This window comes from Paenibacillus sp. FSL P2-0173, from assembly GCF_038008045.1.
GTDB lineage: Bacteria > Bacillota > Bacilli > Paenibacillales > Paenibacillaceae > Paenibacillus > Paenibacillus polymyxa_B.
Genome location: NZ_JBBOYK010000007.1, coordinates 78920 through 94457, shown reverse-complemented (window position 1 = coordinate 94457; position 15538 = coordinate 78920). Strand labels below are relative to the sequence as shown.

The window sequence follows — 15538 nt, the reverse complement described above, 5'->3', positions numbered from 1 at the left end:
AATAAAATTCACTTATATGCCCGACCTAATTGATAAGCGTGCTCCAGTAAACCTTCAATGTATTCTTTCGATTCGGACAAAGTATCATAGAAGAACTCCACCTTGGACTCTCTTACTCTTGCGTAACCAGCAATGGCTTTATTCAAATAATTAGTAACTAAATCGTGATATTCATACTTGATCAGATGTTCTTTCGTTCCTCCCGCCAAGCACAGCCACAAGACCTGTTTTGTCTTGAACTCCTCAAGTAAACCTATGTTCCAGACTTTATCCAGGTACCCTTTTAGCATGGAAGGAACACTGTACCACCATAGAGGAAACACAAAGACCAGAGCATCCGCAGCAGCAATTCTGTCCATCTCTCTCCGTGTTTCAGGAGCATATTGTTTATGAGGCGTATTCCAATCCAGCTCATCTGCCGCGCTATATACCGGATTGTATCCATCCCGATACAAGTCCAAAATATCTACCTCGTGCTTATTCTCTTTCAATCCCTCTACAAAACGATTCATGACCGCAAGGGTAAGTGAATCTTCTCTAGGATGCGTGACGACCAATAGAACTTTCATGTATCCGTAACCTTCTTTCTCCTCGTGATTGGTGTACCCTGTTTACAGATGCTATTATGGTTGATATATATAAAAGTGTGAAGTACGCACTTCATTGTACCGTAGGTACTTTAAGGTTCCTTAGTGCTTTTAGAACTACAAATTGGAGGGGGAAAGTTTATGGAAGACAACGCCAAAACCTATATGCTCGGGATCGAAGCAACTTTGGAGGTCATCAGTGGAAAGTGGAAAGGCATCATCCTACACCATTTAATCAGCGGCAGAAAACGTACATACGAACTTCGTCAACTCATTCCCAAAATCACCCAAAAAGTGCTCACCCAACAGCTTAGAGAGCTTGAAAAGGATGGAATCATCCACCGTATCATTTATAACCAGGTTCCACCCAAAGTGGAGTACGAGCTTAGTGAATATGGATGGGATTTTAAAGATCTGCTTGATCGTTTTTGCTTATGGGGAGAAGATCATTTGGATAGGATCTATGGAGATAAAACAAAGGTGCTGGAAGAGTATACTGTGAGGGAAAAAAACGCCAAACAAGCACCACCTCTTTAAGGAGGCGTGCTTGTTTGAAATACTATAGCCCTATGAAATGACTAACCACAGGTATAAGCCCAGTAGGGTCATAAAAAGTGTAGGAATGGTTAAGACAATGCCTGTCTTAAAATAAGCCCCCCAAGAAATTTTCACGTTTTTCGAACGAAGCACATGCAGCCACAACAACGTGGCTAATGAACCAATCGGAGTTATCTTCGGCCCGAGATCCGACCCAATGACGTTAGCATAAATCAGCGCCTCTTTGACTATACCGGTTGCATGGGTGGCATCAATGGCAAGCGCATTAATCATGACCGTAGGCATGTTATTCATGACCGACGAGATAATCGCCGCAATAAAACCCATGCCCATGGTGGCCACAAACATACCTTGATCGGCAGCCGCTTGAATCACATGGGCCAGCAGATCCGTCAAACCGGCATTACGCAGACCATACACCACAACATACATTCCGATGGAGAAAAATACGATAGCCCATGGAGCGCCCTTGATGACTTCTTTCATCGGCACTGCAGGGCTTCTACGCGCCATCAATAAGAAAAAGATAGCAATAATACCGGCCACCACCGAAACGGGAATATTAAAAAATTCGCATGCAAAGTAGCCAATGAACAAAACCGCGAGAACGATCCAGGACATACGGAACATCTTTGGATCTTTAATCGCTTCCGCAGGCCTGATTAATTGTGTCGCATCAAACGTTTTCGGAATCCTTTTACGAAAAAAGAGATACAGTACTCCTATACTGGCTGCTAAAGAAAATAAATTAGGTATAATCATGCGACTCGCATATTCCATAAAGGTGATCCCAAAGAAATCGGCTGACACAATATTAACCAAGTTGCTGACCACAAGCGGAAGCGACGTCGTGTCTGAAATAAAACCGCTCGCTATGATAAAAGGAAAAACCATTTTCTCATCCAATTTAAGTGCCCGAACCATCGCCAGTACAATCGGTGTCAGTATTAAGGCCGCACCGTCATTCGCAAAAAAAGCAGCAACAACGGCGCCAAGAATGGTCACATAAACAAACATCCGGGTTCCGCTTCCTCGCGCAGCTCGTGCCATGTGAAGCGCCGCCCATTCGAAGAAGCCTATTTTATCAAGCACCAACGAAATCAGAATAATGGCTACAAAAGCCAGTGTCGCATTCCAGACAATATGAGTAACTTCCCAAACATCATGCAAATCGACGACACCCACCAGCAAGGCGAGTATGGCACCGCCGCAGGCAGACCATCCGATGGACAAATTTTTAGGCTGCCAGATCACCAACACTAAAGTGGCTAAGAATATAATGCATGCCAACAAAATCAATGTTTTAAACCTCCATTACATCACCTTATAAACATATACTTATATTAAAAACATCTTTATCCCTGCAAGGAGTTAAACGGAGCAGCCTTTAGGATGAGCAGCAAGCCGATGAATCCGGTCCACAAGATGCGATCGGCTCCTCTTTATTCAGCCATTTTAAAATCTGCTTAGAGTCTGGCATACTCTCAAGAACAGCTTGAATATGCGGCTTGTCGTCTACATTTAAGGAATAGTATACCCACTGACTTCGTCGTTCTTCTTTTACAATCCCTTGCGACTTTAATTTTCTCAAATGTTGGCTAATTGCTGGCTGCGACATATCAAAGATATCTACAAATTCGCAAACACACCATTCTCTCTCTCTTAGCAGGGAAAGCATGGCCAGCCGAGTTTTATCCCCCAATAGCTTTAAATGATCGGCTACATAACCAAGTTGATCCAAGGTGTGCCCCCCCTTCCACTTATATAACTATATGCTTATATACTAATGTAGTACGGTTTTAATATCAAGCACGAATAATACTTATTCGTTCACCAATTGCATAATCCAGTCTTTTATATCCACGATTCGCAGTGTTTTGGGACGTGTATTCGTTCCGGAAATAATTAATGGGACAAGGGAATCTTTTTCATGCAGCGATCCATGAGCTCCCCCTCCGATGTGAGTAGGGGAACTTTCGCCGACGAGTTCATATCCAGGTTGGACCGTGACGACAACATATCTTCCTTCATGTGAATTCATTGCCCCGTGTAGCCTCGCCAAAACGTCTGGATATTTTCCATATTGGATCCGGTTGTTATTCACCGTAATATCCACAAGGTCCTCTTCGCCCGACAAGGTCCACAATTGCCCATATTCATCGATGAATTTTCCACCAGGATGATAAGAAAACAGCTTACCCTTTTTTCCCTTTGTAACATGAATATTGTTTTTACCATCTTTCATAGCGATAATGTCGAGCTTGTCCTCATGCTGTAAAAGCTTCGCCACGTTGGACAGCTCTACGTTATCGTTTATCGCATAGATATAGGCCATCCGTTCATTAGCGGCAATCACGATTTGGTCATCACTTCTTACAGGTTGATTTAATTTTGCAATACGGTAATGATTCAAAAGCGACTTTAAATCAACAGCGGCAACCTGTCGATCATCATAAACAGCGCTTTGCGCACTGTCACCCATGACAACCCATATCGCATTGTTTACAGCTTGTTCCCACGAATCATATGCATTCAACACAGTTTGCAGTGCTTGATCTGCTTTTTCGATTCCCTCCAGTTGAGTCGGGCCCTTTCTATGCGCTAAATTATCATTCTCTGGAAAGTATGTGATGGTTACGTCTGGAAGTTTCTTCTGGCTTATTAGAAAAGCGGTATCTTTTGCGGAAAATTCGTCGTTCATCCCAAATTTTTTCCACAAAGGAGTATTCCAGCTATTTTTCGGATTCAATTGTGCCAAAGCTGCATAAGATAACCATTTAGGCCCTGTTACTATCATTTTTTCTGGCACCCTGCTGCTATTCGCTATGAAGTCAGGCACTTTTAAGGCATGTTTCGTTTTCCCTCTGAAGACAATAGCATTGATGGACGCGGATTCTTTTCCTTTGTCAGCCAATTCCTCATGTATGGTTTTCGTTTTTTTATTCAAATGAACTTGGTTTAATTGGTAAATTGCGTCTAAGAATACTTGCAGTTGGTCTATCTTCAAGGCTTCTTTGGCACCATTGCCGTAGAGAATCATGCGTTTCTTTTGGTCGCTGTACCAAACGAGTCCGGGCACATGATGTTGGTTTGCATACGTTCCCGTTAATAATGTACTGTCGATTGTCACAGACATCGTGGGAAATGAACTCACTACTTGCGGGAAATATTGCCCTTGATGAAGGAGATATTGCATCGCGGGTGCACGGCCTTCTTGAATCGCATCTTGCAAAGGCTTATCCATTAATGAATCAATCAAGATCACAATGACAGGTTTTTTGCCCATTTGATTTACTATGATAGGTGACTTCACACTTTGTTGTTTTAGCTGTTGACTGGAGTCCGCTCTACAGCCCAAGATCATCAACAATAAACTTAGCACTAGTGCTATGGTAACTTTATTTTTCATGCCCATGTATGTGTCCCTTTCTTAGAAAAACTTGATCCTCTTATTTTTTTCTTGTACTAAAAATATTATTCCTGTATTGGATCATCGGGACAAAGGTATTTCATACAAGCAATTAAAGTTACGCCTCCATGAATTTTTTGGATCTAATAGGCCAAATTTAAGATCAAACCATTCAGGGAGGGAGCATAACCATGGCTACTACAAACATAAACGAATACTCTATGCATTACATGGATTCTGGTGAAGGAATGGCCATCCTATTCATTCACCCTCCAGTACTCACAAGCTTAAATTTTACATACCAATTCCAAGAGTTGTCATCCGATTTTCGAACTATAGCTTTTGATATCAGAGGACACGGTAAAAGTCAGCCTTCCGAACAAACGGTTACTTATCCTCTCATCGCCCTGGATATTAAACATTTGATGGACCGGATGAGCTTAGATAAAGTATTTTTGTGTGGATATTCTACCGGAGGCTCGATAGTACTTGAGTTCCTCTTGACTTATCCAGATCGGGCATGGGGAGGAATTGTTATCAGTGGAATGTCGGAAGTAAACGAATGGCGACTAAGAAACAAAATTTCTTTGGGCCTTGCTCTTTCCAAAATCGGCGCAGTCGGTACGCTTGCCCTTTCTATTGCTTGGTCACAAACGAAACAGCTATCTTTGTTCCGTAAGTTATTCAACGATGCGAAGCAGGGAAATCCCAGGAATGTCGAACAATATTACCGTTACAGCTTGAAGTACAACTGCACCTCTCTGCTCAAGGAAATCCAGCTTCCTGTCCTGCTCGTTTATGGTGAAGAAGATAAGCACTTTCATCCCTATGCCAAAATATTGCATCAACAATTACCAAATAGTGAGCTGGTTTTCCTTAAGAAAGCTGATCATCGCCTTCCTACGAAGGCCGCCAGATTATTGAATGAACTGATCAAGCAGTTCGTAGATCGCTTCAGTCTTTAAGGTAAATCCTACAGGAAAATTCCACATACATATCTACATCCCACTCCTGTTACGTAAGCGTCAAGTAGCCCCCACCTGTTCAACTAAATGAGGGCTAAGTTATGCTGAATTATGATTTAACAAGTTAGCGGAAGTGATGCTGACCGAGGTGTTTCGGTCAATCTCGCCTTTGAACCCTTCCATAAACGAAGCAAGAAGCTGAGTTCTGAAAATCATTTTATCGGAGATTGGAGATTGAGCTGTCTTCACAATTGTGAAACAAACAACCCCGGCCGAAAGGCAGGAATCAGCACATTACATGCCGTTTTCTGCGCCATCGTCGCGCAACCTTACAAGAGTGTTAGGCAATTGTCATCTAGATCAATGGTATCAACCTAGCTGCTCCTCTATACTAATCCATTGATAGGATTATTTTTAAGGAGGAGTTGGCGTGAGGTTTTTTGAAATGCTGCTATTCTTTTCAAGTGCTTGTTTGTTGGCACTCCTGTTCATTATCAATCAACGTATTCGAAAACCAGCTTTGCTCCTAACAAGCGGAGCAGGCTCCATTTTTTTAGTGATACATTTGCTTGTCGAAGGATACAGGGTTCAGCTTTTATTTTTATACGGATTTACGATCCTGATGCTTATGCTCTCACTTATAGACGTTTTCATAACGCTGAAAGTCGTTCGGACTGCCTCGCGAATCCGTAGGGTGCTGGGCCGCCTTTTTATCGTGATTGGGCTAATCGCAACGGGGTGCTTCCTCTATGTGTTTCCCGTATTCGACTTTCCGGCGCCAACCGGCGAGTTGAAGGTAGGTACGCAAGTCTTTCATTTCATCGATCCAAGCCGGGAGGAGACATTTGGCAAAACCACGACAGGCAAAAGGGAATTGATGGTTCAGGTATGGTATCCAGCTCAAGCTGGCATCGGCAAGTATGCTCCCTTTATTCCCGAAACCCAGATTTTACGTTATATGGCCGCGGACTATGGCCTTCCCGGGTTTACTTTTCAACACCTGAAGTACGTACCCAGTCATGCTTATTCGGGGGCCGAAGTCTCTTGGGCACAGACTTCATACCCGCTGATCCTTGCGAATCCCGGCAACGGCTCTTCCAGGTACCTCCACACGTCGCAAGCCGAAAATCTCGCGAGTCATGGATATATCGTGGCAGTGATCGACCACACCTACAATACATTTGCAACCGAGTTTCCGGACGGGCGAATCACGACCAGCACAACCAACGACTTATTCTCGCCCGACCATGATTACCAGACGAGTAGAGGAAATCGTGACAAGTTGGGACAAGTTTTAACCGGCGATGTGGCGTTTGCGCTGGACCAATTCGAGCTCATCCAATCGGGACAGATTCCAAGTCATCTAAAAGGGAGAATTGATCTTGGTCATGTCGGGGTGTTCGGTCATTCCATCGGCGGAGCGACGGCCTATGACGCTTCTTACGATCCGCGAATCGCGGTTGGAATAGACCTTGATGGAGGGCTTTATCGACTGCGTGACAGAGAGGGTCTGCGAAAGCCGTTTTTGTTCATCAACTCGGAAAGCTATTTCGAAAAATTAAAAATGGTGATGGATAACCGGGTCTACACGGATGCAGAGCTTAACCATATGGGCTCAACAAGAGAGTGGGAGGATCAAGTAACGGAAGATAAAAAGTTGGAGCTTGAACGGATGCGCGAAACGGTCGACGAAGGAGGACAAGTCCTCTATATCGAAAATACGGAGCATTTGAATTTTGCCGACGTACAGTTCATTTCTCCGATTTTCAAAATGCTGGGCATTACAGGAAAGATTGCGCCCGAAAGAGCGAACTCCGTTATCAATGCCTATATGCTGGATTTCTTCGATAGGTATCTGAAAAATCAAGGCGGAATCTTAATGAAAGGACCGGATAGCCGCTTTCCGGAGGTGAAATTCGTAACCTCGCTATTATAAATTACGGAACAGGCTACCGATTTTGATATGCTCCCCTTCAAGTAGACAGGTTTAATAAATAAACCGCTACTTGAAGGGGAGTTTTCCTTTGTCTAAGAAGAACGAATACAATGCGATTGAGAAACTAGCCATCATACAGGAGTTAAAAGCAGGACAGAGCAGCCGTGTGGAAGTAGCAAAAAACATAACATCAGCGTTACCACCTTAGTAAAATGGCTACTACTTCTTCCTTGCCTGTAGGCCATTGAAATCTGCCACGTTCTAGGCTGCGATAGTAAAGCCAGAACCCATTGTGATCCCAATATAGAATTTTGAGCTTGTTGCATGCCCGGTTACAGAATACGAATAAGCCGGAGGAGAACGGATTCAGACCAAAGCTTTCCTGAACGATGGCAGCAAGTCCGTCGATCGACTTGCGCAGATCGGTGGAACCACAAGCAAGAAACACACGCTGATGCTTGGAAAGGTCAGCATGGTGAAGTAAGCGCGTGAATCACTTCGCGCAAAAGCATTGGGTCAAAGCGGGAATGAAGCTCGATACTGGCTTCACCGATATGAAGGATTAGAGAAGGAGAAACGCTGCCAGGTGGATCTACAGTGGCAAGAGGTACAAACTGTACGGGAGAAGTCTTTGGATCTGGAGTAGCTGAGGATGATACCGCTTTATTTTGTACAGCAATATTTCAATTGTTCGACAGAACAATGATTTGCGGAGCACCAAGCTTTCATCGTGAGGCCACTTGCCCGATAGGCTGCGATACGTGTGTGCCAATCTTGTCTGCGTTGTTCTTTGGCATTCATGAGTTACCCTCCGTATTCAGGTTAATCTCATGATCTCATAGCTAGGTTAGTAGTTGAAGGTATGGAGAGTTTGACTCTTAGCCTGTTACTGTATCTTTGCCTGTATATTGACCTGCTCCTCAAAGTGAAAAATAATATATAATATTTCACACCATGTGAATATACATTTTATACTAAAATCATATATAGTTTAGGAAGGATAGAAATGTTTCTGCTACTAAATCCGAAGGGGTGTAAAAAAGAAATGCTAAAGCGTATTCAAAATCTTTTCGTTATCCCTAACTACCCATTGTTCATGATCTGCATGTTATTGCAAGGCATGGCTATATCCATCAGCGCACCTTTTTTAGCTGTATATTTTACAAGTACACTTGGCGTATCTGTGGGAACCTTCGGTGTGTTTACAGCGGTGACCTTGATTTGTGGCATATGGATAAGCTCTCTGATTGCCAAACGTTCTGATACCGGATTAGATCGTAAACAAATTTTGGTGATTTGTACGTTATTTAATGCCGTAGCATTTGCAGGATATCTTGTAATCCAAAATTTTTATGTACTTTTTGTTTATATGACGATCTTTACGGCCATTGGTGCTCCTGGGATGCCGCAGTTATTTGCCAGTGCACGTGAAGCAGTAGATCGCAGTAAATCTGCGGATCACGCCTTTGCTAATTCAACGCTTCGGTCTATGTTTTCTCTTGGCTTTATTACTGGGCCGCTTTTTGGTTCCTTTTTGATTGCACATACGGGCTTTAAAGGTATCTTTATGGGAACGACCTCTATTTTTGTTCTCATTGCTGTTCTTTTATTCTTTTTTATCCAGCAGACTCCCGCTCAGCTTAAACATAAGAATCAACTTTCACTTCATAACATTACATTACATAAAAATATTGAGATTCTGATCCCCTTTTTAGTTCTTACTCTGCTCTATACGTCTCACTGGATGAACAGTTTAAATATTTCTTTGTTCATCATTCACAATTTAAAAGGTGACACGAGTGACGTTGCTCTAGTATCCAGTATTTGCGCCATTTTAGAAATCCCCTTGATGCTCATGCTAGGCGTACTAGCAGCTAAATACTCCAACCGTTTGCTTGTATTTTTAGGGGCATTAACAGGAGTTGTCTATTATATCCTTGTTATTATGTCTACGGAGATGTGGCAGCTATTCGTGGGGCAACTTCTTCTAGCCTTCTTTGTTGCAGTGATTTCTGCCATTGGCATTAGTTACATGCAGGATTTGTTGCCCTCTCTTCCAGGGTACGCATCGACGCTATATTCCAATGCGACAACCATCGGAAGACTGGTAGGGAGCTTGATGGGCGGATTAACCGCTCAATGGATTGGTTACCGAAACACCTATTGGGTATGTTTGGCCCTAATCATCTGCTCCCTTGGTCTCCTGGCAATTTCGAAGAAATTAGAGTTTGAAAAATCTGCTGCTTTAAAAGAAAGGAATCACAGTATATAGACTGCGCTTATTTTTCTATGGTGGAGAAATGACTCATAATTGTATCTGCAGCATGTCTATACCCACCAGCCTGGCGTAATGATTCGCCGATCACATGAGCCTGTTCTTTATAGGTTGGATGACTCAATACCTCTAATAAGGCAGCTCTCAAACTAGCGGGTGTAAGCTTATTTTTATCCACAACAACACCCGCTCCCAGTTCCTGCACCCGACTGGCTACGATCGGCTGATCCGATGTTAAAGGAATCATGACCTGCGGTACATTGTAATATAGGGCTTCACTTGTACTGTTCATCCCCGCATGTGTAACAAAAGCGTCCACATGCTGAAGCATTTCCAATTGCGGAATATAAGGCTTGATTATAAAATTGTCAGGGATACACGGGGCCAATGGCTCCATGTCTGTATAATTGCCTGAAGACAGCACAAACTGCACAGGCAAATCGCGAAATGCTGCAAAACAAAGCTTATAAAATTCCAAGTCTTTATTCAATATAGTACCCATTGAAATGTAAACCGCCTGTGGATGCAGAACACGAAGTTGTTCGAACGGGAAAGATGGAGCATCTTTACGCGGTACAATAGAAGGACCTGTAAAAATAAAACTGTGATCCAGTTTTTCGGCTTGCGGTTGAAAATAGCGGCTTGTATAAACTATTCTTAAGCGCCCGCCATGAGGAGCAATCTCTTCTATAGCCGGAGCGTCAACCTGAAGCTCATTAGCTAGTTGATGCGTTATTTGCATCGTAGCCGTGTACAACTTTTTTACCTCCGGATCATTGTCATTCATGCCTTGTCCCGATCCCAACGGCTCTACGAAAGCAAAAGAAGCGATAGAGCACACAGCAGGGATTCCTAGCTTCTGTGCAATAATCGTGCCTCCCCAGCCCATCAAAGAATCATAGATTAAATAATCATAGGTTCTGTTTTCAATAACTCTCAAAACCTCTGGAATAATCGGAAGAATCATACCTTTTACCATCATGTACACAAATTGATAATGATGTTTGTATTCTGCTGGCTTTAAATCAGAGTCTTTAGAAAAAGCATCATCAACAAAAGGGTAGGTGATCATCTGTGCTCCTGTCTGTTGAATTCTCGTACGATATTCTTCCGTACACACATAGTCAACATCCTCCCCACTGTCTACCAACCTTTTCACTAATCCTAGTGTCGGATTAACATGGCCTTCAGCAGGCGTGATCACTACTAACACACGTGCCATACCTTACACCTCCAAATCAATAATAAATTACAATTTGAAATAAATGCACTTTTAACATAGCAAACATTTACCATATAAACAAGTATTTTCAACACCGAAAATTAAGTATGTATCCTCTACTCAAACTATAGAAATAAGCGAGGCTGAACGCTAGAAGCGCTTGCCCCGCTTAACCATTGAACATCAAATTTAAAGACGCCAATCCCAATGGTCTGTCCCGCTCAGAACAGCTTCAACGGTGTACTGGCTTGCTTCATCGGCGGTAAGCTGTTTGGCCCAAGGTACACGCCCGCTACTTTCTGCACCTGGCCCAAAGTTGTCAAACTCTCCAAATCTTGCGGTCTGCTCATTGGATTCCTTGCCCCAATTGTTCCAGCCGCCCGGCTTGATATGGTCATCCATATAGGTCTTCAAAAAAGTAACATGAGCGTAAGGGCGCCATGGCCGTCCGAGATCCACCTTGCCTGTCAAGCCATTTTCTGTTGTCAGCCGACATTGAATAAATACAAAGCCCGGCTTGTTCTCTTCTGTTGAAGCTGCTGTCACATATCCAGCACGCAGGCTGTGTATGATCGAATTATCAAACACGGCAGGTGCATTGCCAAATATAAAATCTACACTGCCACTGATGTAGCTGTCCTTGAAATACTGTCTGCCACGGTTCACAAGCAACGTATCCTGTAGGCCGGTAATTTTGACATTGTGATACTTACCACGATCGCCTTCGGCATATAACGCTACAGCCTGCACCTGCCCAGTTCCTTCTGTATTGGCAACCGTGACATTCTCCAACACAAAATCGGGACTTTGCACACGCATTGTATAGCTGTTGCTTGTTCCTAATTCTTTTCCGTCCACCACGGTTTTGGCCGTATCATCAAAAGAAATGATCGTTTTGTCGCGATCTTCTCCGATAATGCTCAGATTTTTTTTGGAGGAATTCACCTTTATTTTTTCACGATACGTACCGTTTTTGAGATGGATAACTGTCCTTGTGTTGCTGTCGTCAGGGACTGCGTCAATAGCTGCCTGAAGAGATCTAAAGTCAGCAGGGCCATAGGTCGCTACCACCACACTAGTGGGATGAGTTCCTCCTGAGTCTGTCAGGTTGCGGATGGTGACATTGCTGAATTCCGACGTATTGTAATTCCATACATCGTTTTGTTGTTTGGATGCATCGGTAGCCAACCCGATCAATAGCGGCTGATTATCCGGCACATCTATAACAGTTTCACCAACCTTCTCCCAGTTCGCCACACCATCTGCGGATACCCAGCCGGTAACCTTTTGTCCTTGTCGTACAAGACGAACCGAATATGGCGTTGTAATAAAAGCCTCCATTGACGCACGTTTCGTCTTACCATCCGTTTGATCACGACTGATAAGAATACCCTGTTTGCCATATTTAACAAATGCTAAAGACATAAAAGCCATTTTTGATCCAGGCTTCAGCGATTCACGAATCATTACACCCGCTTCGGCATTATCATCCACCGGGGTAATTTGTTCCACACGGGCTGTGATCTCAGTGTCACCTTCCCATTTTTGATAAGCATAATGGAAAATATCTGCCTTACCGTCAACGTCTCCCGCTGACTTCAGTCGTATGCTGCTACCGCTTGCATCTTCTTTTAAGACCTGAGTATGCCCTTTTATATAACCATCGTTGCCCTCAGAGCCAATCTCTTCGCTGAGCCAACTTCCCGATGGCGCAGTCGTATTGACGTGAATGGTAACAGGATTGGAAAATACAGCAGTCCCCTTGCGGTCAGTCACCCGTACAATAATATTGTGGGTACCGTCTGTTACATGATTCCAATCCAGATGATAAGGTGCGGTCTCTACTTTACCAACAAGTTTGCCGTCAATGATAAATTCAACGTGAGCAATACCATCTTTATCCTTGGCTGTTGCTGTTATGGTCGCATCCCGGCCTGCTTCCAAAATATCGTTATGCTTTAGTGGACGTCCGTCTGCATCCGACACCTGAACGACGGCCTCTGGATTATCCACCTCATTTCCATTCGCTAGCTTCTCAATAAGATCATTTAAATAGACCTCAAGATTCGTATAACCCTTGGCAAAATGAGCATACGCCCCTGTACCGGCAAGCCCCTGACCGTTACGGTCATCTGCATTATTGGGGTCCAGCCCATTGGCACGTTCCCATTCATCCGGCATTCCATCATGGTCACTGTCAGAAAGCTCCGTCGTCGTTACGTTATAATCGTCATAAATCCACCCTGCTTCACGCGGAGAGTTAATAAACGCACCCGTTCCATTGTTCACATCATTCATAATTCGAGCGTCCACCGCATCTCTTCTTGGCAGCGTGGCTCCTGAGCCGGCAAGCACCTCAGTATATGCGGTTTGTGCATCTGTCGCTTGATATGGACCATACGCATCTGGTGAGATTCCGTTGTCGTATTCCCCTCTAACTTCAATCGGCTCCGCCAAACGGGTGGAAGGATCAATAATTGACCCAATGGATGTTCCAAGCTGCCAGTTGTCTTTTGTAACCGAGTCATTGCCGTACATGTAGTTACCACCAATAAAGATGCGTGTTTTATATTTTTTACTACCCACGTCCACAAAGATTTGACCGCGAACGTCCTGATATGTGTTGGGGCCATACTTATAATAGTTATTTAGCACATTATACGATCCTTCACCTCCGCCGTACGAAGAGAAAAATCCCCAGTTATAAATGACATTATTAGTCATTTCCACAGCGTCTATTTGTTTTTTATCGGTTGGAAAACGCGGATTACGGCTTGCATTGTGAGCCAACAAGTTATGATGATAGGTGGAATTTCGTCCGCCCCATATGCCGCCATAGCCGTGGCGACCTTTCTGGTGCGTGGTCATTAGCATACTCTCCGACGCAATAGACCATTGTACCGTTGTATTGACGTTGTCATACAGGCTCAGTACCTCATCCACCGACCAGCTAAAGGAACAGTGATCAATCATTATGTTTTTATGGTATCTGGCCCCTAACGCGTCATCCTCACTGGGGTAACGGTCGGTCAATCGGAAACGCAGGTAACGGAGAATGACGTTATCTGCATCAATCCCTGTTGTGTAATCGCTTACAGTTATACCGTCGCCAGGAGCTGTCTGACCAGCAACCGTCAGGTTGTTTCCCAAGATTTTAAGTGGCTCCTTGAGGTGAATCGTTCCACCCACCCGGAATACGACCGTCCGATTATCGGAGCTGACCGCTGCGCGAAGAGATCCGGGTATTATCTGTTCCCCTTTGCCGTAGTCTGCCAGCGTGGTAACCTCATACACTTCACCTCCGCGTCCACCGGTAACATATTTACCGCCACCCTCAGCCCCCGGAAACGCCGGAATATCCGTCGCTACTTTCGACACCTTTGCATTCTCTGTTCCTACCGCAGTCTCCGCTTGGATTAGTGGTGGGCACAAGGTCAACAACAATGAACCCACAACCACATTACATAGCACCTTTTTCCATGTACGCTGCTTGCTCATATTCTGTTTCCTCCCTAAGATTTTCTTCCACATCAGCGCATATTTTTATAAAAACACGATTCGAGACGTTCAGAAGCGCCTTCACCTCCTTTCATCAATCTTTTCTGCTTTTATCATTGGCAGGTTGTCATATATACTGTTGGTATATGAATGCGCTTACTTATCTTAATTTGTAAAGGAAGAAGCACATGAATGAAATGAAAGAAGATAAATATGTCATTGGCGAACAACAATTCTCCATTCATCACATCTATCGTACCGGTTTCACAGTCATGCCCCGGCCTCATGTCCATGAGAACTATGAGCTGTATCTCTTACTGCGAGGCGAACGCATCTATTTTATGAATGGCAAGGTATACACCGCTCGCAAGGGGGATCTGATATTCATCCTTCCTCATGACTTGCACTCTACCGCCAGTACGCAATTGCAGGAAACAGAGCGCATCTTGATTCATTTTTCTCCGACGTTTCTCCCACAGCAGGATCATGACATTCTTGACCTGCCGCCGTATCAGCAATCCGCGTTGCTTCGCTTACCTGCGAGAGAGCAAGTGGAAGTTGAACGTTTATTCCTACAGATGAATACCGAATGCAGGAATAAGCAGCCTCTGCATGACCGTTGCGTACAGCATCTACTGCTGGAAATGCTGATCCTGGTGCACCGATCGGAAGCGATCGAGCGTAGTGAACCTGTTTCCTCTCATCCCATGCATCAGAAAATCACGGAAATTTCTTCTTTTATTCAGGATCATTACAATGAACCGTTAACTCTCGAACAAGTGGCCGCCTGCTTTTTCATTAGTCCAGCGTACCTAAGCCGTATCTTTCTAAAGTTGACTGGTTTTCATTTCAGCGAATACATCCGCGTAGTGAGGGTCAGGGCGGCCCAAACCAGACTTCGAACCACCAAGGACAAAATCCAGCATATTGCAGAGGATGTCGGGTTCGGTCATGCTTCCCACTTTAATAAAATCTTCAAAAAAATAACTGGGCTCTCCCCTCTTCAGTACCGCAAGCAGGTTCGGTAGATATTCAGTGTAAAGAATTAGACGCCGATTTTATACCTCCGCTCTTGTCTTGTTTTTCCA

13 protein-coding genes are annotated in these 15538 nt (G+C 44.0%); 5 read left to right on the top strand and 8 right to left on the bottom strand.

Features of this window, described 5'->3' with window-relative positions; all coding sequences use genetic code 11:
- Nucleotides 1–8 precede the first annotated feature (8 nt).
- Nucleotides 9–569 (bottom strand): NAD(P)H oxidoreductase, encoded by a 561-nt coding sequence (locus MKX30_RS25485; protein WP_254349024.1) that lies wholly within the window; start codon nucleotides 567–569, stop codon nucleotides 9–11.
- Between the two features lie 159 nt (nucleotides 570–728).
- Here MKX30_RS25485 and MKX30_RS25480 point away from each other — a divergent pair, with 159 nt between their 5' ends.
- Entirely contained in the window at nucleotides 729–1124 is a 396-nt protein-coding gene (locus MKX30_RS25480; protein ID WP_023990403.1) for a winged helix-turn-helix transcriptional regulator, read from the top strand.
- A 30-nt stretch (nucleotides 1125–1154) separates the two neighbouring features.
- On the opposite strand, the gene MKX30_RS25475 is transcribed toward MKX30_RS25480, so the two are convergent.
- From MKX30_RS25475 to MKX30_RS25465, 3 genes are all read right to left on the bottom strand, one after another.
- Nucleotides 1155–2444, bottom strand: a complete 1290-nt coding sequence (locus tag MKX30_RS25475) for an arsenical efflux pump membrane protein ArsB (protein WP_028541774.1) — start codon at nucleotides 2442–2444, stop codon at nucleotides 1155–1157.
- A gap of 88 nt (nucleotides 2445–2532) precedes the next feature.
- Nucleotides 2533–2886: an ArsR/SmtB family transcription factor gene (locus MKX30_RS25470; protein WP_023990405.1), complete on the bottom strand. Its 354-nt coding sequence runs from the start codon at nucleotides 2884–2886 to the stop codon at nucleotides 2533–2535.
- A gap of 81 nt (nucleotides 2887–2967) precedes the next feature.
- A complete protein-coding gene (locus MKX30_RS25465) occupies nucleotides 2968–4560 on the bottom strand; it encodes an alkaline phosphatase family protein (protein ID WP_341063830.1) in 1593 nt (530 codons plus the stop codon).
- Nucleotides 4561–4745: 185 nt separating this feature from the next.
- On the opposite strand from MKX30_RS25465, the gene MKX30_RS25460 reads away from it, so the two are divergent.
- Complete coding sequence (locus MKX30_RS25460) at nucleotides 4746–5519, top strand: alpha/beta fold hydrolase (protein WP_076264970.1); 774 nt, start codon at nucleotides 4746–4748, stop codon at nucleotides 5517–5519.
- Nucleotides 5520–5949: 430 nt separating this feature from the next.
- The gene (locus MKX30_RS25455; protein ID WP_023990408.1) at nucleotides 5950–7455 is read left to right on the top strand and encodes an alpha/beta hydrolase family protein; all 1506 of its coding nucleotides are present in this window, start codon (nucleotides 5950–5952) and stop codon (nucleotides 7453–7455) included.
- A 196-nt stretch (nucleotides 7456–7651) separates the two neighbouring features.
- On the opposite strand, the gene tnpB is transcribed toward MKX30_RS25455, so the two are convergent.
- Nucleotides 7652–7903, bottom strand: coding sequence for an IS66 family insertion sequence element accessory protein TnpB (tnpB, locus tag MKX30_RS25450; RefSeq protein WP_071558214.1), 252 nt, complete (start codon nucleotides 7901–7903; stop codon nucleotides 7652–7654).
- 215 nt (nucleotides 7904–8118) lie between these two features.
- The gene (gene tnpA, locus MKX30_RS27440) at nucleotides 8119–8256 is read right to left on the bottom strand and encodes an IS66 family insertion sequence element accessory protein TnpA (protein WP_397344732.1); all 138 of its coding nucleotides are present in this window, start codon (nucleotides 8254–8256) and stop codon (nucleotides 8119–8121) included.
- Between the two features lie 244 nt (nucleotides 8257–8500).
- Between tnpA and MKX30_RS25445 the strand changes: the two genes are divergently transcribed.
- On the top strand, nucleotides 8501–9727 hold the full coding sequence (locus MKX30_RS25445) for a sugar efflux transporter (protein WP_341063866.1): 1227 nt from the start codon (nucleotides 8501–8503) through the stop codon (nucleotides 9725–9727).
- A 7-nt stretch (nucleotides 9728–9734) separates the two neighbouring features.
- Here the strand turns inward: MKX30_RS25445 and MKX30_RS25440 are convergent, their stop codons facing one another.
- On the bottom strand, nucleotides 9735–10952 hold the full coding sequence (locus MKX30_RS25440) for a macrolide family glycosyltransferase (RefSeq protein WP_341063829.1): 1218 nt from the start codon (nucleotides 10950–10952) through the stop codon (nucleotides 9735–9737).
- Nucleotides 10953–11141: 189 nt separating this feature from the next.
- Nucleotides 11142–14450, bottom strand: a complete 3309-nt coding sequence (locus MKX30_RS25435) for a pectinesterase family protein (RefSeq protein ID WP_341063828.1) — start codon at nucleotides 14448–14450, stop codon at nucleotides 11142–11144.
- A 188-nt stretch (nucleotides 14451–14638) separates the two neighbouring features.
- On the opposite strand from MKX30_RS25435, the gene MKX30_RS25430 reads away from it, so the two are divergent.
- Nucleotides 14639–15478: a helix-turn-helix transcriptional regulator gene (locus MKX30_RS25430; protein ID WP_023990412.1), complete on the top strand. Its 840-nt coding sequence runs from the start codon at nucleotides 14639–14641 to the stop codon at nucleotides 15476–15478.
- Nucleotides 15479–15538: the final 60 nt, after the last annotated feature.